This window comes from Actinoplanes utahensis, assembly GCF_016862455.1.
GTDB classification, from domain to species: Bacteria; Actinomycetota; Actinomycetes; order Mycobacteriales; family Micromonosporaceae; genus Actinoplanes; species Actinoplanes utahensis.
On sequence record NZ_BOMZ01000022.1, the window covers coordinates 69,309 to 91,532 of the forward strand.

Sequence of the window (22,224 nt, forward strand, 5' to 3'; positions counted from 1 at the left end):
CCGGGCTGCTCATCGGCCCACCCGCTCCGCCACGAAGGACGCCAGCTCACCCGGCGTCATCGCGCCCACCCAGGCGCCCACGTCGGCGAGTCTCTGCGCGCACTCCCGGTCGTACGCCGGGTCGGCCTGCTCGTCGAGCGCCGCCAGCCCGAGCACGATGCTGCCCTGTTCGACGAGTTCCCGGACCGCTCGCACCAGCCCCGCCTCCGATCCGCCCTCGAAGAAGTCACTGATCACCGCGACGATCGTGCGGCGTGGCTGCTCGACGATCTGGGCCGCGTACCGGACCGCCCGCCCGATGTCGGTGCCACCGCCGAGCTGGGTCTTCATCAGGACCTCGACCGGGTCGCTGACCTCGGAGGTCAGGTCGACGACCTCGGTGTCGAACGCGATCAGATGGGTCCGCACTCCCGGCAGCCCCCACAGGCAGGCGGCCGTGACCGCCGAGTGGATCACCGACGACAGCATCGAACCGGACTGGTCCACCAGCAGGATCACCTGCCACTGGGTGAGCTGTCGCCGGGTCCGCGAGGCGAAGTACGGCGTCTCCACGTAGATCCGCCGCTCGTCCGGCCGGTAGTTGCCCAGGTTGGCCCGGACCGTGCGCCGCGCGTCGAAGTCACGTGCCTGCCGGAACCGGCTGGCCCGCCGCGACCGGGCGCCGGAGAAGCTCTGCCGGACCTCGGTGGAGAGCCGCTGCACGAGGTCCCGGACGACCTCCTCGACGATCCGCCGGGCCAGCCGCAGCACCTCGGGGTTCATCAGGTGTTTGGTGCGGAGCACGGCTCGCAGCAGCGACGGGTTCGGTTCGATGCGTTCCAGCACATCAGGGTCGGTGACGATGTCGTCGATCTGGTAGCGCTCGACGGCGTCGCGCTGCAGCCGTTCCACCGTCTCCTTCGGGAACAGCCGGGTGATGTCGTCGAGCCAGTCCACCGTGGTGAGCTGTGACGGCCCGGTGCCGCCCTGCCGGCGGATGTCGCGGCGGCCGAGCTCATCGTCCCGGCCGTAGAGCCAGTCCAGCGCCGCGTCCCGCCCGGCCGCGTCACCGCCGAGCCCGCCGAGGCACCCGGCCGCCGGGTCGCCCAGGATGAGCCGCCATCGTTCCAGGCCGACGTCCGTCACGAGTCCTCCCCCACACCGCTCGCCACCCGATCGGCACCGGCGTCCGGCCCGGGCGGGCTGATCAGCCCGGCCGCGGCCAGCCGTGACTCGACCGCCTCGTCCAGGGCCATGCCGGCCGCCACCATCGCGGGTGGCATCGCACCGGCCCGGAGCAGGTCCCGTCCGGAACCGGCCAGCCCGCGCCGGGCCAGCAACTGCTCGCCGATGGTCTCCCGCTCCCGTGGCGGGAAGTACTCGAAGGCCTGCCGCAGCGCCGGCAACGCGACCAGGAAGTCGTCCGCCCCGAGCCCGGTGACCAGGTCGTCGAGCAGGGTCAGGATGCCGCCGGGCGCCAGCACCGGCTCCCGGGCCACCCCGAAGAGCCCGGCCAGCCAGTCACCTGCCGTCCCGGCGGCGAACGCGCCGCGCACCACCTGCTCCGGCGCCGGGAAGAGCCCGGCCGGATCGTCGTCGCCGAGCAGTGTGCGGCCGAGTCCGTAGAAGGCGCCGCGCAGGTCCGGCGGCGCGGCGCGGTCGGCCGCGATCCGCCCGGCGACCTCCACCGCGGCGGTACGGTCGACGCCGGCCGCCGAAGCGTGCAGCGCCGCGTCGCGCACCGCGACGACCGCCGCGATCCGGGCCCGGTCCGCCGGCGACCCGGCCGCGTGCCATCCCTCGGCGAGCCACAGGATCCGGCGGGCCGCGGCCGCCACCACCGCCCCGAGCGCCTCGCTGCCGGCGGTCCCGAGCAGCCGGTCGTGCCGCCACAGCGCCAGGGTGACCGCCAGGACCCGGCCCAGCTCGGTGAGGTCGCTGCCGGCCGCCACGCCCCGTTCGAGCATCGCGGGAACGTCGGCGCCGAGATCGGTGACGCCGCACAGCGCCGCGTCGAACAGCGCGTCGGCGAGCGTGCCGAGCCGGCCGGACGCCTCGTCGATGCGCTGCGCGACGAGGGTCGCGGACGCCACCTCCAGGGTCGGCCCGTAACCGCCGGCCTCGATCAGCGCGGCGAGCCGGTGCTCGTGCCGCTGGATCGTCCATTTCTCGCGCAGCACCGGGTCGATCCCGGTCGCCGGGCCGGCGTCGCGCCGGAATCCGGGCACCCCGAGCACCCGCAGCCGGTGCAGGACCCGGCTGACGGCGAGGCCCTCCGGCCGGGTCAGGTCGGTGGTGTGCTCCCCGGGGCCGTCGAGTCCGTACCGTTCGAGTTCGGCGGTGGCCGCGTGGACCAGCGGCGGCAGCGGGGTGTCCGGGTGCAGCCGGCCGACCCGGTCGCCGCTGAGCGCCGCGGTCATCTCCAGCACCGCCGGATGCTGCCCGGCCGTGACCGTCCCGCGCACCGCCCACGGCAGCGGCACGTCCAGCGCCTCGTTGACCAGCGCGGAGGCGAGGCCGTCGAGCACGTCGACCCGCGCCGGGAAGGTGTGCCCGCGCAGCAGGGCGAGCGCCTCCGCCCCGGCCCGGGCGGCGATCAGGTCGGCCGTGGAGACCGGTTGCCCGCGCCGCCGCAGCCGCCCGGCGACGGCGGTCACCAGATGACGTGCCGCCGCCTCCGGCCCACGCTCCCAGAGCCGCTGGTAGTAGTCCGGCGACGGCATTCCCGACTGGTAGCCGGCGAAGGCGTCCAAGCGCTTGAACGAGTACGGCACCAGGTAGCTGCCGGCGGTCGCGCCGTCCGGTGGGGCCGGGACGCCGGGCCACCCCGGGGCCGGGCCGGCGGCGGCCAGGCGGAGCAGGGCGGGCCGGTGGAATCCGCCGACGACGGCGACGACGGGACGGTCGCCCGCCTCGGCGCAGGCGGCGCGGATCCAGTCGGCCATGTACGCCTCCCGGGCCGTGTCCGAGGGCCCGGCCGGCGAGTCGCCGCGGATCAGATCGAAGTAGGCCGTGAGCCGCTCGGTGACCCCCTCGGGCGGGCCCATCTCGATGACGTGGTCCCAGAGGGCGTCGCTGTCGTCCACCCCGAACTCGGCGCACAGCCGGCCGACCGCCTCGGCGTAGCGCAGTTCGGCGTCGGCGTACCGGTTGTCGCGGTCGGCGAACGCCTCGTGCCAGGCCGGCAGGTCGATGAAGCGCAGTTGCGCCCCGCACTCCCGGCCGGCCAGCAGCGCCTGCCACTCCGGTGAGTAGTCGCAGAACGGCGACCACGATCCGTGTCGCCGGTGCTCGTCGAGGTAGCTGGTGAAGACCGCCACCGGCAGGTCGTGCCCGAGCAGCAGCTCGCCGATCCGCTCGTTCATGTCGGCGGGACCCTCGATCAGGACGAAGGCCGGCCGCAGCGCGGTGATCGTCGAGCCGACCAGGCGGGCGCAGGCGGGGCTGTGGTGCCGGACCCCGATGACGGTGAGGTTCATCCGCCGGGCAGTTCCCGGCGGGCGTCCCGCAGCTCCCGCCATTGCGGGCCGGTCCGCCAGGAGGTGTGCTGCTCCAGGTAGCGGCGCAGTTTCGCAAGGTCCTCCGGGCTGTCCTTGGCGGCCGTCCCGGCGAGGCAGGAGACCAGGTCGGTGGTGGTGCCGGCGGACCCGTTCAGGAACCAGCCGCGCAGCCCGACGGCGTGCGCGACGGCGACCGCCTCGGCGGTGCTCATCACCGCGGACAGCTTGTCCATCTCGTCGCCGCGGGTGGTCCGCCCGGTCCGCAGCTCCCGGAAGGCGGTGACCAGCACCTCGAGGACGTCCCGCCGCGGTGGGGCGGTCACCCCGGAGCGCCGCAGCAGCGCGCCCGCCTCCGCCTCGACCAGCGCCAGCTCGGTGTCGAAGTCGGCGATCGGGAAGACCGTCTCGAAGTTGAACCGCCGTTTCAGCGCCGAGCTCATGTCGTTGACGCCGCGGTCCCGGGTGTTCGCCGTGGCGATGATGTTGAAGCCTTCCCGGGCGAACACCATCCCGGCGTCGCCGGGCAGCTCGGGAACCGCGAGGACCCGGTCGGAGAGCGGGGAGAGCAGGCAGTCCTGCACCTCGAGGGGGCAGCGGGTGATCTCCTCGAACCGGACCACCTTGCCGTGGGCCATGCCGCGCAGCAGCGGCGCCGGCACCAGGGACCGCTCGGACGGGCCCTCGGCGACGAGCAGGGCGTAGTTCCACGAATACTTGATCTGGTCCTCGGTGGTGGCCGCGCCGCCCTGGATGGTCAGGGTCGAGTCACCGCTGACCGCGGCCGCGAGCAGCTCGGAGAGCAGAGATTTCGCGGTGCCCGGCTCGCCGACCAGCAGCAGGCCCCGGCTGGTGGCCAGGCTGACGAGGGCCCGGTCGATGAGTGACGGGTCGCCGACGAACTTGCGGCTGATCCCGATCTTGTCGTCGCCGACGATGAACGCGCGGGCGGCCCGCAGGCTGAGCGCCCAGCCCGGCGGGGTCGGCGCGTCGTCGGCGGCCCGCAGACGGGCCAGCTCGTCGGCATAGCGCACCTCGGCCGGCGGTCGCTGGACGTGGGTGGTGGCAACGGTCACGGGAGCACCTCGGATAGTTCGCGCAGCGCCTTCGCCGCGGTGATCGGGTCGAGCTCACGGATGCGATCGTCATGATCATCGCGGAGCCGGTGGCACGCCTCCGCGGGGGCCACGTGGACGGCGCGGAGCGTCTGGTCGCCGAACATCTCGACGTCGCCGGCCGCGAACCGCCTCCAGCCTCGGGGGATGGCGAAGCCTCGCGCCTCGGTCACCGGCCACTCTCCAGACTCGCCGTTGCATCGACGGGCAGAACCATAGCGACACCCCCCGACAGAATTCCGGCCCAGCCGGGCCATGCGCCCTCAGGCATCGACGGGCATGGACATCCCGTCCGCGATGGACGAGAGTGGGGGCGTCGGCGCGGGCCGTGCAGGCGGCCGGCCCGCGCCGGCGTCGCCCGCCGGCCGGCCCCCACCACCCGCACGGGTGCGCGCCGATCAGGCGAACCACCTAGTCCTGCGTCTATAGTCGCGTGCATGGAAACGCCTTCACTCCGCCTGCTCGGCGCGCACGAGGTCCGCGCACGGATCGGCCTGATCAGCCGCCAGCGCGTCTATCAACTGGCCAAACGCGCGGACTTCCCGCAACCCGTCGCCGACCTGGCGCAGGGCAAGATCTGGCTGGCCGACGAGATCGAGGCCTGGCTCGACGCCCGTCGCATCCGGCTGGAGCCCCGTCCGCCGGCGGACGGGGGGTGACATCCGGCGCGGAATCCGTCTTGCGCGGCCCACCCGCTTCGTGACAGCCTTCTCGGGCGATCTCGCCCACGAGGTCGCCCACACCTGAGTTCTCGAAAGAGTGAAGCCAATGATCACGGCCTGGCCTCCCGGCCGCCGCTGAGCATCTCTCCGCCTGCGGCGGCCCGTGTCACCCGCATGCCCTCGGTTCGGCATGCCGTTTCCCGCAGACGCTCTTCACTCTCGAAAAGGCTTACCTCACCATGGATCTGCGCATCCAGCGCTCCGTCGTGTCCACCCTCCGCACCCGCCCGAAGGCAGTGGAGATCGGCCCGTTCGTGGCCGGTTTCGACCCGGACACCGCAAGTCCCTTCGTCAACTACGCCACCCCGATCCCGGACGTCCCGATCACGGCGGCCGATGTCGACGCCCTGATCGGCGCGTTCACCGGGGCCGGCCGCAAACCACGCCTGGAATACGTCGTCAGCACCACTCCCGAGCTGGAGGAGCTGCTGCTCGGAGCCGGCTTCACCGTCGAGGTCCGGCATCGGTACCTGGTCTGCACACCGCAGACGCTGACCGTGCCACCCGTACCGGAAGGGCTGTCGCTGACCGAGCCCACGACGGACCCGCAGCGGGCCGCACTGTCCGCCGCCACCGCCGAGGCCTTCGGCGCGCTGTGGGAGGCGAGCGAGGCGGACGTCATCCGGCTCCGCCGCAGTCAGGAACGCGGTGGCATCGCGATCGCCGCGTTCACCGCGAGCGGTGAATGCGCGGGCGGCGGGCAGGCCACGCCGCCGAGCGACGCGCTGTGCGAGGTCGCCGGCATCGGCGTGCGCGAGCCGTTCCGGCGGCGTGGCCTGGCCGCGGCGTTCACCGCGGAGATCACCCGCAGAGCCTTCGATCGGGGTGTGGACTTCGCCTGGCTGGAGGCGAGCGGCGGCGACTCGTGGCGGGTGTACGAGCGGATCGGCTACGTCCCGGCGGGCCACCGTCTCTACATCTCGAAGAACTGACCGCCGGCTCTGCCCGCCCCCGCCACGGCCGCCGGGGCGGGCAGAGCCGCTACAGGCGAAGCCGGGAAACGCGGAGAACCGGGACGGCTGAGCCGCTTCAGGCGAAGCCGGGAAACGCGGAAGACCGGGACGGCTGAGCCGCTTCAGGTGAAGCCGGGAAACGCGGAAGACCGGGACGGGGAAGGCGGTTCGGGGCGGAGGACCCGAAAGGTCATCCAACGAAGACCCGATGTGCGACCTGCGCTGATGCGCGGTGGTGCGACGATGACGCCATGACGGTCGACTACACGGTGCGACTGCGTTTCTCCGACGAGTCGCAGGCCGCCGCCACCCACACCAATCTCTCCGCGATCCGGCACGACGGCCGGGTGCTGTGGATCGCCGGCGACGAGAGCGCGACCATCGAGCGGCTGCTCGCCGACGACGTGGATCGGCCCACCGAGTTCGGGGCGGAGACGCGGTTCCGGCTGGCCGATTTCGTCACCCTGCCCGGCCACGACGCCGACGAGGAGGCGGACGTGGAGGGCCTGGCCCGGGCCGGGCACTTCCTCTGGGCGATCGGGTCGCACAGCCTGCGCCGCAAGCAGATCAAGGACCGGCACGAGGGGCAGAAGGCACTGCGCCGGCTGGCCCGGATCGAGGGGCAGGCCAACCGGCAGATCCTGGTCCGGCTGCCGATCGCCGACGTGGGCGGCGTCCCCACGCCGGTGCGTGAGCTGGAGGCGGACGGGGTCCGGCACCGGGCCGCGGCGCTGAGCGTCCGCGACGACCTGCGGCGGCTGCTGCGCGACGACGAGCATCTGGCGCCGTTCCTGCCCATTCCGGGCAAGGACAACGGCCTCGACATCGAGGGCATCGCGGTGCGCGGCGACCGGGTCTTCCTGGGCTTGCGGGGGCCGGTTCTGCGCGGGTGGGCGTTCGTTCTGGAGCTTCGGCCGTACGTTCTCGCCACCGACCCGGGACGACTGCGGCTGCACCGGTTCCCCGACGGTCAGCCGTACCGCAAACATGTTCTCGATCTTGATGGGCTGGGTGTCCGGGACCTCTGCCCGGACGGTGACGACCTGCTGGTGCTCGCCGGGCCGACGATGGACCTGGACGGGCCGGTGCGCATCTACCGCTGGCACGGCGCGGGCCGGGTGGAGGTGCCGACGATCGTGCGGAACGATCTGATCAGCCGTGAGCTGGAGCTGACCTACGGCGAGGGCGACGATCACGCCGAAGGGCTGAGCCTGATGGGCCCGGACCGGGTGCTGGTCGTCTACGACAGTCCCGCCCCGCTCCGGCTCGAACCGGACGGGGCGGTCGTCGCCGACGTTCTCAAGCTGCCCTGATGCGGCAGATCTACGCGCATCAGGCGACCGTCGCCCTCGCGAGCGGAGAGGATCCGGACGCGCCCGGCGCGGCGATCACCGCCGCGCTCGGCGGTCACGGTGACCATGAGCCGCCGCACCACACCACTGCCGAGCAGGCCGGGGAGGCACTTCGGCTGCGGGTCCTCGTCGCCACCGAGCCGGACAGGATCGCGGAGGTACGCCGCCGCATCGACGCCGCGCTCGCCGCCGGGGACTGGCGGCTGATCACCTCCGGCTGCGCCACGGTCGAGCCGGCCGAGCGGCCACACGGACGCCGACTCCTACGCAGAACAGCTGAACCGGGGACGAAAGGACCGTAGTCTGCGGGCATGCTCGTCACCGTCGTCGCCGATTACGGCACCGGCGACCTGGCCTTCGCCGAGGTCTGCCAACGGCTCGCCCTGCTGCTTCCGGAAGCGGCGATCACCACGGTCCCGGTGGCCGCCTTCGACACGGTCGGCGCGGGGTTCTGCGTGGCTCAGCTCGCCTTCGGCGAGGGGCCTTCCGACCGGATCGTGTACGCCAACGTAGCGCCCCGCCAGGACCTCGACGACCCGCGCGCCGACAACGCCGGGGAACGTCTCGCCGCCGCCCGGCTGGACTCCGGCGTCCTGGTCGTCGGCGTGGCGTCCGGATCCAGCCTGTCGTTCCTGGCCGCCGAGGGTGTGCCGGTCCGCGCCGTCGAGGTGGCCGACCGAGGATCCCAGTTCCGCTCCCGCGACGTCTTCCCGGCCGCGCTCGCCGCCCTCGCCCGCGGTGACGACTCGCTGCTCGGCGAGGAGCTGACGGTCGGGCCGCCACCGAAGCAGGCGGTCGGCTACATCGACGGGTACGGCAACATCAAGACGACGTGGGACCACGCGCCGGCGCCGGCCGGCACGACGGTCGGGGTGCGGATCGGCGAGGTCAGCGTGGCGGCCACGGTCAGCGACGGGGTCTTCGAGGTGCCGGCGGGGACGATGTCGTTCGCGCCCGGCAGTTCCGGCTGGCCGCGCGGCGACGGGAGCGGCGATCGGACGTTCTACGAGCTGCTGTCCCGGGGCGGCAGCGCGGCCCGGCTCTTCGGTGATCCGCTGCCGGGCGCGAGCGTCGAAATCGTCGTACCCCCGGTCTAGCCTCCCGGGCATGACCCGACTCACCGGCACCGCCCCGCACCTTTCGACCGACCCCACCGGCTCGTCCTGGCAGCCGGTTCAGGATCTGCTGTGGATCAGTGACGCCACGCCGCGGCAGGGCTGGTGGCGGGCCCTGCGGGCGCAGCACGCGCGCACCGGGTTGTGGCCACTCCTGCTGGGCAGCCTCTCCGACAGCGATCCCGGCCGGCCGTGGTCCGAGGACGGCGATCTGGATCCCTGCCTGATCCGCACCGGGCCCGGTGACCACGATCCCGGCGCGGTCCTCGCCGCCTGGTGGAAAGGCGTGGAGCAGGAGGAGTGGCCCGGCCTCGCCCCCGGCGGCGAGCCGGCCACCGATCCGGACGCGGACGCCGACGAGACCGCCGACATGATTCTCGACCTCGGCGTTCTCACCCTGCCCCGGCTGGGTCTGGTTCCGGCGGCCCGGGGCGCGGACGCGCTGGCCGCGGCCGGTTGGACCGGCCCGATGAACCACGAGAACGACACCGCGAAGATCTCCTGCGTGCTGCGCAGCTGGGAGGAGCGGTTCGGCGCCCGGGTCGTCGCGGTCGGCTTCGACACGCTGTATGTGAGCGTCGCCGCCCCGCCGACCGGCGAGGAACACGCGCGGGCGGTCGCCGCCGAGCATCTCGCCTTCTGCCCCGACAACATCTGGCAGGGCGCGGGCTCCATGGACGCCTACGTCGAGCAGATCCTCGGCGCACCCGGCTGGACGTTCTGGTGGGACTGACCCGGCGGCGTCTCAGTTCGGAGCGGTCCAGCGGGAGATCCGGCCGTCCCTCAGCTCGTGCGCGACGGCGGGCTCGGGCGGCGGCCCCCGGCGAGTCGGGCGAAGACATCGTCGCGCCCACGGAACGAGGCCGGGCCGATGGCTTCCCACCAGCCCGGCCTCGTCAGAGCCGGCTTGTCAGGCGCCGCGCAGGGTGGCGCCGAAACGGGAGGCCGTGACGGCGACCGCGGCGTCGCGGGCGGCCAGGGTCTCCTCGGAGGTGAGGGTGCGGTCCGGGGCGCGGAACGTCAGCTTGTACGCCAGCGACCGCTTCCCCTCCCCCAGCTGCGACGACTCGTAGACGTCGAAGAGCGCCACCGACTCCAGCAGGTCGCCCGCACCCTCGGCCAGCGCCGCCTGCACCTCGGCGGCCGGGACCGTGCCGTCCAGCACGAGGGCCACGTCGAGCAGGGCGGGCGGGAAGGTGGAGATCTTCGGCGCGTCGACGACCGGGGCGTCCGGCAGGGCGTCCAGGTCGATCTCGGCGGCCGCGGTGCGCTTCGGCAGTTCGAGGGCGGCCAGCACGGCGGGGTGCAGCTCGCCGGCGTGACCGACGACCTCGCCGTCGACCAGGATCGCCGCGCACCGGCCCGGGTGCCACGGGGCGTGTTCGGTGGCCCGTACCGTGACGCGGTCCTCGGAGACGCCCGCGGCGGAGACCGCGACGCGCGCCGCCTCGATGGCGTCCGCCCACGTCGCGGCACGTCCCTGGCCCCACCAGCCGGCCGGTTCGATGTCGCCGGCCAGCACCACGGCCAGGTGCCACGGCTGCTCCGGGACGATCGCGTTGGCGGCCGCCCATTCGGCGTTCGTCGGGCGGCGGTCCACCACCAGCGACGGCGGGGCGGTCGAGGTCAGGTGCGGCAGGAAGACCGTGCCCGCCTCGAAGAGCGCCACGTCGCGCCGGCCGCGGCCGATGTTGCGTTTGAGGGTGCCGAGCAGCGGGCCGAGCAGCGTGGTGCGCAGCAGCGGCTCCTCCTCCGACAGCGGGTTGGTGAGCCGCACCGCGCTGCGCCGCGGGTCCGCCGGGGGCAGGCCGAGGGCGTCGGCGGTGCCGGGCGAGACGAACGGGTAGGACAGCACCTCGACGTACCCGTTCTCGGCGAGCGCCCGGCCCACCGACCGGCGCCGCTTCTGCGCGGGGGTGAGCCCACGGCTGGCTCCGGCGGGCGGCAGCACGCTCGGGATCTCGTTGTAACCGCCGAGCCGCGCCACCTCCTCGATCAGGTCGATCGGCGCCACCAGGTCGGGCCGCCAGGTCGGCGGGAGGACACTGAGCACGTCCTCGCCGGTGACCTCGCAGCCGATCTTGCGCAGCAGGTCGGCGGTCTGCGCCGCGGTGTACGGCAGGCCGATCAGCTTGGCCGGCGCGTCCCCGGGCAGGGTGAGCGCGACCGGGCCGGCCACGTGGTCGATGTCGAGGATCCGCTCGTCGACGTCACCGCCGGCGTGCTCGACGAGGATGTCCACCGCCTTGCGCAGGGCGGCGAGCGGCAGCGCCGGGTCGACACCGCGTTCCCACCGCTTCGCGGCCTCGCTGAACAGTCTGTGGCGGCGGGCGGTGCGGCCCACCATGATCGGGTCCCAGTGGGCGGCTTCGAGGAGCACGTTCACCGTGCCCTCCTGCCACTCGCTGGTCTCGCCGCCCATCACGGCGGCGAGCGAGATCGGCCCGGTCTCGTCGCAGATCACCATGTCCTCGGCGTCGAGCGAGCGGGCGACACCGTCCAGGGTGGTCAGTTTCTCCCCGGCCCGGGCCCGGCGCACCACCAGGCCGCCGTTGAGCCGGTCCAGGTCGAAGACGTGCATCGGCTGGCCGAATTCGAGCATCAGGTAGTTGGTGATGTCGACCGGCAGCGAGATGGCGCGGATGCCGGCCTGGATCAGCCGCCGCTGCATCCAGTCGGGAGACTGCGCGTTCGGGTCGATGCCGCGCACGACGCGGGCGGCGAACCGGTCACAGCCGGCGGTGTCCTCCACGGAGACGGCGTACGGAGCCTCCGCCGTGGCCTTCTCGACGGCGATCGCCGCCGGGTCGGTGAACGGCACGCCGAAGTACGTGGCCAGTTCCCGCGCGATGCCGCGGACGCTCATCTCGTAACCGCGGTCCGGCGTGACCTCGACCTCGACCAGCACGTCGTCCAGGCCGACGACCGGGCGGGCGTCGGCGCCGGGCGCGGCGGCCGTGTCGGCGGGCAGCACGACGATGCCGGAGTGGTCGCCGGACAGGCCCAGCTCGGCGCCCGAGCAGATCATGCCGTGCGAGTTGCGGCCGTACGTCTTCCGCGCACCGATCTTGAATCCGCCGGGCAGCTCGCCGCCGGGCAGGATGACCACGACGAGATCGCCCTCGGCGAAGTTGCGGGCGCCGCACACGATCTCCTGCGGCTGGGAGTTGCCCACGTCGACCGTGCAGAAGCGGATCGGCTTCTTGAACCCGGTCAGCTCCTCGATCGTCAGCACCCGGCCGACGACCAGGTCACCGAGGATCGTCCCGGCCTGGTCGACGATGCCCTCGACCTCCATGCCGAGGTTGGTCAGCGCCGTGTCCAGCTCCGAAGCGGTGATCCCCGCGGGCAGCTCGACGTACTCGCGCAGCCACGACAGTGACGTCTTCATCGCTTCAGGACTCCATTCCGAAGTTCGTGGTGAACCGCACGTCGCCCTCGACCATGTCGCGCATGTCCGAGACGCCGTTGCGGAACATCAGGGTCCGCTCGACACCCATGCCGAACGCGAAACCCGAGTAGACCCCCGGGTCGATGCCGCAGGCGGTCAGCACCCGCGGGTTGACCATGCCGCAGCCGCCCCACTCGACCCAGCGCGGCCCGTCCCGGTGCTGGGCGAACCAGACGTCGAACTCGGCGGACGGCTCGGTGAACGGGAAGTAGTGCGGGCGCCAGCGGGTCTTCGCGTCCGGGCCGAACATCGCCTTCGCGAAGTGGTCCAGGGTGCCGCGCAGGTGGGCCATGGTGATGCCCTCGTCGATGACCAGGCCCTCGATCTGGTGGAAGACCGGACTGTGCGTGGCGTCCAGCTCGTCGGTGCGGTACGCGCGGCCGGGGCTGACGATGCGGATCGGCGGCTGCCGGTCGAGCATGGTGCGCACCTGGCCGGGCGAGGTGTGCGTGCGCATCACCAGGCCGGGCAGGTCGACGAAGAAGGTGTCCGAGGAGCCGCGGACCGGGTTGTCCGGGCCGATGTTGAGCGCATCGAAGTTGGCCCACTCCAGCTCCAGCTGGGGACCGTCGACGATGTCGTAACCCATGCCGAGGAACACGTCACCCATGTGCTCCATCAGCGTGGTCAGCGGGTGCCGGGCGCCCCGCGGGCGGCGCGACCACGGCAGGGTGACGTCGACGCGCTCCTCGACCAGGACGCGGGCGGCCCGGTCGGCCTCCAGCTCGGCCTGCCGGGCGTCGTAGGCGGCCTGCACGGCCTGCCGGGCGACGTTGACGCGCTTGCCGGCGTCGGACTTCGCGGCCGGCGGCAGCGAGCCGATCTCCCGGCGGGCCAGCGACACCGGGGAGCGGTCGCCGAGGTGCGCCGACTTCAGCGTCGCGAGCGCGTCGAGGTCGGCGGCCTGTGCGAACGCCTTCTCGGCCTCGGCGACGGCGGCTTCCAGAGCCTCCGGCGCGAGCAGGGCGGCCTGCTTCGGATCGTACGGATCGTTGCGGTAGGACATGATCGGGTGAGCTCCCTAACACCGGATTAGCCATCGGCTATTCGCAACTGAGTGCACCGAGCGCAGCGAGGGCCGCGAAGGGGCGACACAGTCGGACTGGTCGCCACTGGGCGCACCGAGCGCGGCGCGAGCCGCGACGGGGCACCACAGCCGGACCAGTCGCAACTGATGGCCGTGAGGGGCCGACTCAGCTGCGTCAGTCTACGGAGGCGCGGCTGGGCCGCAGCCCGCCGGTCGGGGAGACGCGCAGAAGTGTCAGTTCCGGCGCCCGCGACCAGCGGGCCGGATAAACGAGAGCCGGGGACCTGACATGCGGCCAAGCTTACTATCAGCGCTGCGCACGGGCCGAGGCATACAGGCACACGGCGGCCGCGGCGGCGAGGTTGAGGCTCTCGGCTCCGCCGTAGATCGGCACCCGGACCCGCCGGTCCGCGGCCTTCAGCACCTCGTGCGGCAGGCCATGGGCCTCGGACCCGAACAGCCAGGCGGTACGGGCGGCGAGCTGCCCGCCGTCGAGCAGCGAGTCCACGTCGTCCTCGCCGGCGCCGCTGGTGGCGAGGACCTGCAGACCGTTGTCCTGCAACAGGTCGACGACGCTGAGCGGGGCCCGGACGACGTCCACGTGGAACAGGGAGCCGGCGGACGACCGTACACACTTGCCGTTGTAGGGGTCGACGGCGTCGCCGGCGAAGATGACCGCGCCGGCCCCGGCCGCGTCCGCGGTGCGCAGCACCGTCCCGGCGTTGCCGGGGTCCCGGATCTCGGCGACCACGGCGATCAGCCGCGGGTTCTTGGCGAGCGCTTCACCGATGGAGACGTCGCCCTGTTCGCAGACGGCGACCAGTCCTTGCGGGCTGACCGTCTCGGTGAGCGCGGCGAGTGCCTCGTCGGTGACCGGGGACACCTCCGGCGCCTGCGCGGTGAGTTCGGCGTGCCGGTCCAGCGCGGCCGGCGTCCCGAACAGTTCGATCACCGCGCCCGCGGCCAGCGCTTCGCGCACGGCCTGCGGCCCTTCGGCGAGGAAGCGCCGGCTCTGGTCGCGGTCCCTCCGGCGTTGCAGGCGGCGGGCGGCGACGATGCGGGGCGTACGGGGCGTGAACATGATCTCCTCACGACGACGCCTCCCGACCACGAGGATCGGGAGGCGTCTGAAAACGTGCTACGCGGATTCGGCTCAGGCAGCCTGCGCGGCGGCGCCGCCGGTGCCCTCAGCCGCGACGGCCGCGCGAGCGACCTCGACGATGGCCGCGAAGGCAGCCGCGTCGTTGACCGCGAGGTCCGCCAGGATCTTACGGTCGACCTCGACCTCAGCCAGCTTGAGGCCCTGGATGAGGCGGTTGTAGGTCATGCCGTTGGACCGGGCGGCCGCGTTGATACGGGTGATCCACAGCTGGCGGAAGTCGCCCTTGCGGTCACGACGGTCGCGGTACGAGTACTGCATCGAGTGCAGCACCTGCTCCTTGGCCTTGCGGTACAGGCGGGAGCGCTGACCGCGGTAGCCGCTCGCGGTCTCGAGCAGGGTGCGGCGCTTCTTCTGGGCGTTTACCGCCCGCTTGACGCGTGCCATTTCTAGTTACTCCTTCAGGGGAACCGGTCAGGCGCGCGTCAGCGGCCCAGAAGCTTCTTCACTCGCGCGGTGTCGGCCTTGGCCACAACGACCGTGCCGGTCATCCGGCGGGTCACGTGGGAGCTCTTGTGCTCCAGCAGGTGACGCTTACCGGCCTGCTCGCGCACGATCTTGCCCTTGCCGGTGACCTTCACCCGCTTACCCATGCCGGTGTGGCTCTTCATCTTCGGCACTTGACGCCTCTTTCTGATCTTTTCCCCGCGACCGGGGGGACGCGGGGAAAAAGCTGACTACTGTGCGGTGTTCTCGGCGGCCTCGACCGGGGCGGCCTCAGCCGGCTCGGCCTCGACCGGCTCGGCCTCGGCGACGTCGCCCTCACGCGGCTCCCGCGGCGGGCGGGCGTTCGCGGCGATCGTCGCAGCCGCAGCGGCCTTGGTGGCCCGGTGCGGAGCAAGAACCATGATCATGTTTCGGCCGTCCTGCTTCGGGCTGGCCTCGACGAAGCCCAGCTCCGAGATCTCCTCGCTGAGCCGGCGGAGAAGCCGGAAGCCCAGCTCGGGGCGGCTCTGCTCACGACCACGGAACATGATCGTCACCTTGACCTTGTCGCCCGCCTTGAGGAACCGCACCACGTGACCCTTTTTGGTCTCGTAGTCGTGCGGGTCGATCTTCGGCCGCAGCTTCATTTCCTTGATGACGGTCTGCTGCTGGTTGCGCCGCGCTTCGCGGGCCTTGAGTGCGCTCTCGTACTTGAACTTGCCGAAGTCCATGAGCTTGCACACCGGCGGCCGCGCCATCGGAGCAACCTCGACCAGGTCCAGGTCGACATCCGCGGCCAGCTGAAGGGCACGCTCGACCGGCACGATGCCGACCTGCTCACCCTCCGGACCGACCAGACGGACCTCTCGAGCCCGGATCTGTTCGTTCACGCGTGGTTCGACGCTAATGGGGCCTCCTCGGTTGTGTTCCTCGCCCGCCCGTGTGGGGCGGGCGCTGCCAATGGCGGTCGGCCCCGAGTCGTCCCGCTGGCCGCGGGACACCGGGAAAGCAGAAGGCCCCGGCGTGAAGCCAGGGCCCGCTACGACCGGTCATCGGCGCCCCATGGAGGACGCACACCGAGCCAGGGATATTCCCTGGCCGGGAGACCGGACCCGGCCACTGAGGTGACTCGGGTGGGAACCAGCGGGCTCCTCTTTCGCGCCCCCGCTGCGCCCTCTGAGATCGAGAGCAATGCGGAGGCGTGGTCGACTGCCCGCCATCCTATCAGCTACCTGCGGCAGCCTCCGCATGCAGGGCTCGCAGGGTACGCACCCCGTCCACCGCATAGTCCTTGTCGACCGCCTGGAGCGCGTGGATCGGCACCTGCTCGTCGTCGTGCAGCTCCAGATGGGCCCACGCCGAGTTCCGGTCGAACCGCACCGCGCGCACCACCCCCCACGGCAGGTCGTAGCCGCCGATCACGTTGCGCACGTGCACGGCCTCGGCGTCGGCGGTGACCCGGGGCCGGCAGAACGCCAGGATGCCCAGGCCGAGCAGCACACCCAGCCCGATCATGGCGAGCTGGTCGCCGCGCTGGAAGGTGGCCTTCGAGTTCTGGAAGCCGGCCGACCCGGTCAGGCCGAAGCTGATCACGGTGAAGAAGATCGCCACCGCGACCGCGGCCGGCACGGCCACCCAGCGGATCCGCTTCGGGCGATAGAGGACGGCGGTCATCAGAGCCTGCAGTTCGCGATGTCGGTGACCAGGATCGCCCGGGCGCCCAGGTCGTACAGCTCGTCCATGATCCGGTGCACGTCACGGCGCTGGACCATCGCCTGGACGGCGACCCAGCCCTCGCGGTGCAGCGGGGAGACCGTCGGCGACTCGATGCCGGGGGTGAGGCCGGTGGCCTGGTCCAGCAGGTCGGCGCGGACGTCGTACGCCAGCATCACGAAGTTGCGTGCCACCAGCACACCCTGCAGACGCCGCAGCAGCTGGGCGGCTCCGGCCGGCGCCTCCTCGGAGCGCCCGATGAGGATCGCCGAGGACCGCATGATCGGGTCGCCGATGGTGACGAGGCCGGCCTGGCGCAGCGTCGCGCCGGTCTCCACGACGTCGGCGATCAGGTCGGCGACACCGAGCCGGACCGCGTTCTCCACCGCGCCGTCGAGCCGGACCACGTCCGCCTTCAGGTCGTTGTCGGCCAGGTAGCGGGCGACCACACCGGGGTAGGCGGTGGCGATCCGGCGGCCACCGATCTCCCCGGCGCCGGTCAGCGTGCCCGCCGGGGCCGCCCAGCGGAAGGTGGCGCCGCCGAAGTTCAGGTCGAGCAGCTCGGTGGCCGGCACGCCGGAGTCGACGAGCAGATCCCGGCCGGTGATGCCGAGGTCGAGGTCGCCGGTGCCGACGTAGGTGGCGATGTCACGCGGCCGCAGGTAGAAGAACTCGACGTTGTTGTCTTCGTCACGGCAGATCAGATCTTTGGGGTCGGTGCGCTGGCGGTACCCCGCGTCCCGCAACATCTGTGACGCCGGCGCGGAGAGGGTGCCCTTGTTCGGAATGGCGATACGCAACATGACGTGCTCCTTGAGATCAGTGAACGGGTGTCGGGACACTCGTCACAGATGTCGGTACACGTCCTTGAGCTCCAGTCCGGTGGCGATCATCAGGACCTGCGCCTGGTAGAGCAGCTGGGAGATCTCCTCGGCAGCGCGTTCCGGCCCCTCGTGCTCGGCGGCCATCCACGACTCGGCCGCCTCCTCGACGACCTTCTTGCCGATGAAGTGGACTCCGCGTTCGAGCGCCTCGACGGTGCCCGAACCGGGTGTCTTGTCCGCCGCCTTGCTTTGCAACTCGGCAAACAGTTCTTCGAACGTCTTCACGAGGACCGATTGTGGCAGCTCATCACGGCTTGACGACGAACGCCCCCAGAGCGTGGGATCTCATGCATGGTCAGCCGACTCACCCCCGCGGCCGCCGGCGGCGCGGCCCTCCTGCTCGCCGCCCTCACGGCATGCTCGCCGGTCGAGGAGAAGAACTCCCCGGCCGTCTCCCCCTCCTCCGTCACCTGCGATCCGGCCTCCCTGCCCACGAAGACCGCGGGCAAGCTCACCATCGGCACCGACAATCCCGCCTACGAGCCGTGGTTCAGCGACAACAAGCCGGACAACGGCAAGGGCTTCGAGTCCGCGGTGGCCTACCAGGTCGCCGAGCGCCTCGGCTACCGGAAGGCCGACGTGGTCTGGACGACCGTGACGTTCAACAACGCGATCGCGCCGGGACCCAAGGCGTTCGACATCGACGTCAACCAGTTCTCGATCACCGAGGAGCGCAAGGCGGCGGTGGACTTCTCCTCGCCGTACTACCTGGTGCGCCAGACCGTGATCACCACCAAGGGCTCGAAGATCGCCGGCGCGAAGTCGCTCGCCGACCTGAAGAGCGCCAAGCTCGGCGCCCAGGTCGGCACCACCAGCTACCAGGCGATCACCGAACTGATCGAGCCGAGCGGCGACCCGGCCGTGTTCAACAACAACGACGATGCCAAGAAGGCCCTGGAGAACGGGACCGTCGACGGCATCGTGGTGGACCTGCCGACCGCGTTCTACATGACCGGCGCCGAGCTGAAGGACGGGGTCATCGTCGGCCAGCTGCCGCAGGTCGGCGTGCCCGAGCAGTTCGGCATCGTGCTCGACAAGAGCTCGCCGCTGACCGGCTGCGTCAGCACGGTGGTCGACCGGCTCCGCCAGGACGGCTCGCTCGCCGTGCTGGAGAAGACCTGGCTCGCCGACTCCGCCGGAGCCCCCGAACTCAAGTGACGACCCACCAGATCAGCACCAGGCAACGGGAACGGATCGCCTACCGTCGCGGACGGGCGATCCGTTCCGTTCTGCTGGCCGCCGCGTCGACCGCGGCCGTCGGCACCCTGCTCGCCGTCGCCATCACCGGGGCGCCCGGCTGGGAACGGGTCAAGGAGTCGTTCTTCGACCTCGACACGGCCCGCAAGTACCTGCCGCAGATCCTCGAGGGCCTGTGGCTCAACGTGAAGCTGCTGGTGGTCTGCGCCACCTGCGCGATGGCGCTGGGCCTGCTCGTGGCGGTGCTGCGCACCCTGCGCGGGCCGGTCTTCTTCCCGGTACGGGCGCTGGCCACCGGATACACCTACTCGTTCCGCGGCCTCCCGCTGATCATCGTGATCTACCTGTTCGCGTTCGGTGTCCCCGGCCTCCGGCTGCAGGGCACCCCGGACGTGCTGGTGCTGGGCGCCGCCGCCCTGGTCGTCACCTACGGCGCCTACCTGGCCGAGGTGTTCCGGGCCGGCATCGAGTCGGTGCACCCCAGCCAGATCGCGGCGGCCCGCTCGCTCGGCCTCACCTACCGGCAGGCGATGCGCCACGTGGTGCTGCCGCAGGCGGTCCGCCGGGTCGCTCCGCCGCTGCTCAACGACACCGTGGCGCTGCAGAAGGACGTCGGCCTGATCTCCCTGGCCGGTCCGATCGACGCGATCCGGGCGGCCCAGATCGGGGTGGCCCAGGACGCCGACTTCACCCCGTACATCGTCGCGGGGGTGTTGTTCGTGTTGTTGGCTCTGCCGCTGATCGCGGTCACCGACGGGGTGACGCTGCGGGCGGCCCGGCGGCAGAACGCGGGGACCTGATGCTTCTCGAGATCAAGGACGTCCGGAAGGCGTTCGGCGACCAGGTCATCCTCGACGGCCTGGACCTGGGTGTCGCCGAGCACGAGGTGGTGGCGCTGATCGGGGCGTCCGGCTCGGGCAAGTCGACCCTGTTGCGGTGCGTCAATCTGCTCACCGAGATCGACGACGGCACCATCCATCTGGACGGGGAGGAGATCTCCGATCCCCGGATCGACCCCGATGCGGTACGCCGTCGCATCGGCCTGGTCTTCCAGTCCTACAACCTGTTCCCGCACATGACGGTGCTGGAGAACATCACGCTCGCGCCGGTACGCGTACACCGGAGGCCCGCGAAGGAGGCCGAGGCGCAGGCACGGCAGTGGCTGGAGCGGGTCGGGCTCGCCGACAAGGCGGGCTCTTATCCGGACCGGCTCTCCGGCGGTCAGCAGCAGCGGGCCGCCATCGTTCGTGCCCTGGTCAACAGCCCGCGCCTGCTGCTGCTCGACGAGGTCACCTCGGCGCTCGACCCGGAACTCGTCGGTGAGGTGCTCACCATGATCCGTGACCTCAAGGGCGAGGGCGTGACGATGGTGCTGGCCACCCACGAGATGGGGTTCGCCAAGCAGGTCGCCGACCGGGTCGCGTTCCTGGACGGCGGGCGTGTCCTCGAGCAGGGGCCACCGGAGCAGGTGCTCGGCGACCCCGTCGAGGCGCGGACCCGTCAGTTCCTGGCCCGCATCATCGAGGCCGGCCGGCTCTGATCGCGCCGGGCGCCGAGCCTCGGGGCGCCGGCGCCCGGCGTCCGGTGCGGCGCCCGCGAACGCTGCTCGAGCACCGCCTGCCGGGCTTCGGTGAGTTCCGGCCCGGGGTCGATGCCCAGTTCCTCGGCGAGACGTGACCGGATCCGCTCGTACGCCTCCAGGGCGGGCGCCTGCTGCCCGGTGGTGGCCAGCGCGCTGATCAGCCGAGCGTGCAGGGCCTCGTGCCACGGGTGCTGGGCGGTGAGGCGGCGCAGGATCGGCAGGACCTCCGGCTGCCGGTCGAGGATCTCGCCGAGGTCGGCCAGTTCGACCGCGGCGTCGACCGTCTCGTCGAGGACGACGGTGACCAGCGGATCCTCCCGCAGTTCGAGCAGGTCCTCGGCCGGCCTGCCGCTGCGGAACATCCCCTGGGCCTCGAAGTACGCCTGGAAGGCGCGCTGCGGGTCGGCGCCCGTGAGCCGCCGCCCGAGGGCGATGCGCCCCCGGAATTCGAGCAGGTCGAGGTGCTCCTGCTCGACACCGAGGCGGTATCCCCCCGGTTCCAGGGTGATCTGCTGCGGGTCCCGCGGGCCGGTCCCGAAGATCCGCCGGAGCCGGCTGACCTGCGTGTGCAGCAGGCTCATGGCGGCGGGCGCCGCTCGGCCCCAGAGCAGGTCGAGGAGCTCCTCCCGGCCGACGGGAACGTTGGGCGTCAGGGCCAGCCGGGCCAGGAGCAGCCGGCGGCGCACGGACCCGAGGCGTACGCGAGCGGATCCGCGGGTGACCTCGAGCGGGCCGAGCAGAGCGATCCTCAGCGTGCCGGAAGCCGGACCGGAAACCGGGCCGGCAGCCGGGTCCGGTGGACTCCCCACAAGCGACTCACCCGCTGCAAACAGTTCACGAACGTCAATGTCAAGCGCTTTTGAAATCAAAACCAGCGATCGCTTGTGCGGCTGGCAACTTCTTCCCTGCTCCAGGTCTCGCAGCATTCCCAGACTGACGCCTGCCTGTACGGAAAGTTCTCGCTGACTGAACCCCAGACGCCTTCTGGAATCGCGCAACAAGGCCCCCAAGGCACCTCTGGAAGGCCGCTGATTTCTCAATTCTGCACCCCTCGGCATATCGATGATCCTAGCCGCGATCAGGTACGGGAAGAGTACGGGAATCACCCCTACAGCCCCCTGACAGACCCCTGCTTCAAGCTTCTGGCATCCAAGGAAGCAGCCGATAGGGGTTGCGGGAACCATCCCGCAGGGTCTATCGGAACCGCCGGTAAGACAGCTTTGTCACATTGGTGACAGTCATTGCCTTAAGCGGATCCCTGGCCCGGATAGATCCTGTGAAAATCGTCACCGGTGATGCCGGGTATCTCCACTCCCGCACCCTGTCAAGGAGCCGAGCATGACGTCCGCCCGCACCCTCTCCCTTTCGCGGCGAACCTTCGCCGCATTCGCCGTCGCACTTTCGGTAACAGCGGGAACGGTCGTCGTCGACGCCTCGCTGACCGCCCCGCCGGCCGCGGCGGCGAGCGTCGCCGGCGGCACCATCACACGTTCGGAGGTGCTGGCTCGCGCCGAGGCCTGGTACAGCCGCCGCCACAACGCGGACATGACCTACTCGCAGGAGCTCAAGACCTCGGGCGCCACCAGCGACCGGAACTACCGCCGGGACTGCTCGGGCCTGGTCGACATGGCCTGGCATCTCAATGCGGACCCGAACACCCAGGGCCTGATGAACACGACGATCACGAAGGCCATCACCCGCAATCAGCTGCTGCCCGGCGATCTTCTCAACGACGTGGTGAACAACGACTCGGGCTACCCCTACCACGCGATCCTCTTCGGCGGGTGGGAGAACGCGGCCAAGACCAGCTTCTGGTACTACAGCTTCGGTGGCACCCCGATGAAGAAGGTCACCGGAGCGTCGTTCTCGGATTCGATTCTGGCGGGTCATGCGACGTCCCAGTACGCCGCACGCCGTTACGTCAACATCGTCGACGACGCGGCTCCCGTGGAACCGGATCCGCACGGCACCGTCTACGCCCGGTCCCGTGACGCCGCCGGCGTGTGGGAGACCAACGCCACCCGCGTCGACGCCAACCCCAACATCGCCGGA

At 71.6% G+C, this 22,224-nt stretch carries 23 protein-coding genes and 2 pseudogenes; 10 read left to right on the plus strand and 15 right to left on the minus strand.

Annotated features, from left to right (window positions below; translation table 11 throughout):
• Nucleotides 1-9: 9 nt before the first annotated feature.
• The 4 genes from Aut01nite_RS07290 to Aut01nite_RS07305 are packed head-to-tail and all read right to left on the minus strand — an operon-like array spanning nucleotide 10 to nucleotide 4,764.
• On the minus strand, nucleotides 10-1,125 hold the full coding sequence (locus Aut01nite_RS07290) for a VWA domain-containing protein (RefSeq protein WP_043528285.1): 1,116 nt from the start codon (nucleotides 1,123-1,125) through the stop codon (nucleotides 10-12).
• On the minus strand, nucleotides 1,122-3,458 hold the full coding sequence (locus Aut01nite_RS07295) for a DUF5682 family protein (protein ID WP_052164106.1): 2,337 nt from the start codon (nucleotides 3,456-3,458) through the stop codon (nucleotides 1,122-1,124). Before Aut01nite_RS07295 ends, Aut01nite_RS07290 begins: the two co-directional genes overlap by 4 nt.
• Nucleotides 3,455-4,552 carry an ATP-binding protein gene (locus tag Aut01nite_RS07300; RefSeq protein WP_173476711.1) on the minus strand — a complete coding sequence of 366 codons (1,098 nt, stop codon included), beginning with the start codon at nucleotides 4,550-4,552 and terminating at the stop codon, nucleotides 3,455-3,457. Before Aut01nite_RS07300 ends, Aut01nite_RS07295 begins: the two co-directional genes overlap by 4 nt.
• Nucleotides 4,549-4,764, minus strand: coding sequence for a hypothetical protein (locus tag Aut01nite_RS07305; protein ID WP_043528289.1), 216 nt, complete (start codon nucleotides 4,762-4,764; stop codon nucleotides 4,549-4,551). Before Aut01nite_RS07305 ends, Aut01nite_RS07300 begins: the two co-directional genes overlap by 4 nt.
• A 264-nt stretch (nucleotides 4,765-5,028) precedes the next feature.
• Here Aut01nite_RS07305 and Aut01nite_RS07310 point away from each other — a divergent pair, with 264 nt between their 5' ends.
• The 6 genes from Aut01nite_RS07310 (at nucleotide 5,029) to Aut01nite_RS07335 (ending at nucleotide 9,466) form a co-directional block, all read left to right on the plus strand.
• Complete coding sequence (locus tag Aut01nite_RS07310) at nucleotides 5,029-5,250, plus strand: helix-turn-helix transcriptional regulator (RefSeq protein WP_043528291.1); 222 nt, start codon at nucleotides 5,029-5,031, stop codon at nucleotides 5,248-5,250.
• A 242-nt stretch (nucleotides 5,251-5,492) separates the two neighbouring features.
• On the plus strand, nucleotides 5,493-6,245 hold the full coding sequence (locus tag Aut01nite_RS07315; protein WP_043528292.1) for a GNAT family N-acetyltransferase: 753 nt from the start codon (nucleotides 5,493-5,495) through the stop codon (nucleotides 6,243-6,245).
• 272 nt (nucleotides 6,246-6,517) lie between these two features.
• Entirely contained in the window at nucleotides 6,518-7,579 is a 1,062-nt protein-coding gene (locus tag Aut01nite_RS07320; RefSeq protein WP_043528294.1) for a DUF3616 domain-containing protein, read from the plus strand.
• Nucleotides 7,579-7,920: a hypothetical protein gene (locus Aut01nite_RS07325; protein WP_043528295.1), complete on the plus strand. Its 342-nt coding sequence runs from the start codon at nucleotides 7,579-7,581 to the stop codon at nucleotides 7,918-7,920. The genes Aut01nite_RS07320 and Aut01nite_RS07325 overlap by 1 nt, the downstream gene beginning before the upstream one ends.
• A 9-nt stretch (nucleotides 7,921-7,929) precedes the next feature.
• On the plus strand, nucleotides 7,930-8,715 hold the full coding sequence (locus tag Aut01nite_RS07330) for an SAM-dependent chlorinase/fluorinase (protein WP_043528297.1): 786 nt from the start codon (nucleotides 7,930-7,932) through the stop codon (nucleotides 8,713-8,715).
• A gap of 10 nt (nucleotides 8,716-8,725) precedes the next feature.
• Entirely contained in the window at nucleotides 8,726-9,466 is a 741-nt protein-coding gene (locus Aut01nite_RS07335; RefSeq protein WP_043528299.1) for a DUF4253 domain-containing protein, read from the plus strand.
• A gap of 177 nt (nucleotides 9,467-9,643) precedes the next feature.
• Here Aut01nite_RS07335 and pheT read toward each other — a convergent pair whose 3' ends face one another.
• The 9 genes from pheT to Aut01nite_RS07380 form a co-directional block, all read right to left on the minus strand.
• A complete protein-coding gene (gene pheT, locus Aut01nite_RS07340; RefSeq protein WP_043528300.1) occupies nucleotides 9,644-12,124 on the minus strand; it encodes a phenylalanine--tRNA ligase subunit beta in 2,481 nt (826 codons plus the stop codon).
• A 4-nt stretch (nucleotides 12,125-12,128) separates the two neighbouring features.
• Complete coding sequence (locus Aut01nite_RS07345; RefSeq protein WP_043528302.1) at nucleotides 12,129-13,190, minus strand: phenylalanine--tRNA ligase subunit alpha; 1,062 nt, start codon at nucleotides 13,188-13,190, stop codon at nucleotides 12,129-12,131.
• Between the two features lie 328 nt (nucleotides 13,191-13,518).
• On the minus strand, nucleotides 13,519-14,292 hold the full coding sequence (locus Aut01nite_RS07350; protein ID WP_052164108.1) for a TrmH family RNA methyltransferase: 774 nt from the start codon (nucleotides 14,290-14,292) through the stop codon (nucleotides 13,519-13,521).
• Nucleotides 14,293-14,364: 72 nt separating this feature from the next.
• Nucleotides 14,365-14,757: a 50S ribosomal protein L20 gene (rplT, locus tag Aut01nite_RS07355; RefSeq protein WP_043528305.1), complete on the minus strand. Its 393-nt coding sequence runs from the start codon at nucleotides 14,755-14,757 to the stop codon at nucleotides 14,365-14,367.
• Nucleotides 14,758-14,795: 38 nt separating this feature from the next.
• Complete coding sequence (gene rpmI, locus Aut01nite_RS07360; RefSeq protein WP_043528306.1) at nucleotides 14,796-14,990, minus strand: 50S ribosomal protein L35; 195 nt, start codon at nucleotides 14,988-14,990, stop codon at nucleotides 14,796-14,798.
• A gap of 57 nt (nucleotides 14,991-15,047) precedes the next feature.
• Nucleotides 15,048-15,686 (minus strand): translation initiation factor IF-3, encoded by a 639-nt coding sequence (gene infC / locus Aut01nite_RS07365; RefSeq protein ID WP_043528308.1) that lies wholly within the window; start codon nucleotides 15,684-15,686, stop codon nucleotides 15,048-15,050.
• Between the two features lie 334 nt (nucleotides 15,687-16,020).
• A complete protein-coding gene (locus Aut01nite_RS07370; RefSeq protein WP_043528310.1) occupies nucleotides 16,021-16,470 on the minus strand; it encodes a PH domain-containing protein in 450 nt (149 codons plus the stop codon).
• Nucleotides 16,470-17,312, minus strand: a complete 843-nt coding sequence (gene hisG / locus Aut01nite_RS07375; protein WP_043528311.1) for an ATP phosphoribosyltransferase — start codon at nucleotides 17,310-17,312, stop codon at nucleotides 16,470-16,472. Before hisG ends, Aut01nite_RS07370 begins: the two co-directional genes overlap by 1 nt.
• A 42-nt stretch (nucleotides 17,313-17,354) precedes the next feature.
• Nucleotides 17,355-17,618 (minus strand): phosphoribosyl-ATP diphosphatase, encoded by a 264-nt coding sequence (locus Aut01nite_RS07380; protein ID WP_043528313.1) that lies wholly within the window; start codon nucleotides 17,616-17,618, stop codon nucleotides 17,355-17,357.
• Between the two features lie 66 nt (nucleotides 17,619-17,684).
• Between Aut01nite_RS07380 and Aut01nite_RS07385 the strand changes: the two genes are divergently transcribed.
• From Aut01nite_RS07385 to Aut01nite_RS07395, 3 genes are read left to right on the plus strand one after another with little or no spacing between them, the layout of a single operon-like run.
• The gene (locus Aut01nite_RS07385) at nucleotides 17,685-18,551 is read left to right on the plus strand and encodes an ABC transporter substrate-binding protein (RefSeq protein ID WP_043528315.1); all 867 of its coding nucleotides are present in this window, start codon (nucleotides 17,685-17,687) and stop codon (nucleotides 18,549-18,551) included.
• The gene (locus Aut01nite_RS07390; RefSeq protein WP_043528316.1) at nucleotides 18,548-19,390 is read left to right on the plus strand and encodes an amino acid ABC transporter permease; all 843 of its coding nucleotides are present in this window, start codon (nucleotides 18,548-18,550) and stop codon (nucleotides 19,388-19,390) included. Before Aut01nite_RS07385 ends, Aut01nite_RS07390 begins: the two co-directional genes overlap by 4 nt.
• Nucleotides 19,390-20,130: an amino acid ABC transporter ATP-binding protein gene (locus Aut01nite_RS07395; protein ID WP_043528318.1), complete on the plus strand. Its 741-nt coding sequence runs from the start codon at nucleotides 19,390-19,392 to the stop codon at nucleotides 20,128-20,130. The genes Aut01nite_RS07390 and Aut01nite_RS07395 overlap by 1 nt, the downstream gene beginning before the upstream one ends.
• Here the strand turns inward: Aut01nite_RS07395 and Aut01nite_RS07400 are convergent.
• Nucleotides 20,091-20,981, minus strand: coding sequence for an AfsR/SARP family transcriptional regulator (locus Aut01nite_RS07400; RefSeq protein WP_236642895.1), 891 nt, complete (start codon nucleotides 20,979-20,981; stop codon nucleotides 20,091-20,093). The genes Aut01nite_RS07395 and Aut01nite_RS07400 overlap by 40 nt on opposite strands.
• 33 nt (nucleotides 20,982-21,014) lie before the next feature.
• Nucleotides 21,015-21,356: pseudogene (locus Aut01nite_RS44760) on the minus strand (helix-turn-helix domain-containing protein); the annotation flags it as partial.
• Between the two features lie 154 nt (nucleotides 21,357-21,510).
• On the opposite strand from Aut01nite_RS44760, the pseudogene Aut01nite_RS07405 reads away from it, so the two are divergent.
• Nucleotides 21,511-22,224: pseudogene (locus tag Aut01nite_RS07405) on the plus strand (hypothetical protein); the annotation flags it as partial.